The 579-nt window shown below is 61.0% G+C and carries 1 protein-coding gene; it reads left to right on the top strand.

Translation table 11 applies throughout. The features are described from left to right. A partial coding sequence (locus CSC66_RS17285; RefSeq protein WP_162378641.1) for a DUF4198 domain-containing protein occupies positions 1-447 on the top strand: 447 nt, incomplete at its 5' end. Between the last annotated feature and the right edge of the window lie 132 nt (positions 448-579).

Here is a 579-nt window from a genome sequence, read left to right as displayed (position 1 = left end):
TACCGAAGCGTGTTCGATGTCGAGCTCGACAAGCCGGGCACCTGGCGGCTTGCCATCATCAATGAAGGCCTGTTTGCCAGCTGGACCGAGAACGGCGAGAGCAAGCGGTGGCGCGGCAGCGAAGCCGACCTGGCCAAGGCGCTGCCGGTTGCCGCGACCGACGTGCAGGTCACCCGCTCGCACGGTCGCATTGAAACCTTCGTCACCGCGGGTGCCCCGACCACCGCGGCGATGAAGCTGCAGGGCAGTGGCCTTGAACTCGTGCACGACACGCATCCGAACGACCTGTACGCAGGCGAGACCACGCGCTACCAGTTCCTGCTGGACGGAAAGCCGGCAGCCGACGTCGAGGTCGAGATCGTTGCCGGTGCGACGCGCTACCGCAGCCGCCTCGGCGAAAAGCGGGTCACGACCGATGCCGAAGGGCGTTTCGAAGTCAACTGGTGAAAAAACATTCCAAACATGATCGTCAATTTGCACGCGCCGTCCAGGAAATCTTCCAGTTGCTTCAGCAGATAGTTGTATCGCTGTGACGACAGATTGGGATATTCAGCTGCGGCACTGTTCTCATTTATTCGA

Origin of the sequence: Pseudoxanthomonas kaohsiungensis, assembly GCF_010211765.1 — a bacterium.
Lineage (GTDB): Bacteria > Pseudomonadota > Gammaproteobacteria > Xanthomonadales > Xanthomonadaceae > Pseudoxanthomonas > Pseudoxanthomonas kaohsiungensis.
Note: the sequence above shows the minus strand (reverse complement) of the source record. Positions and strands in the feature narration are given on the sequence as shown.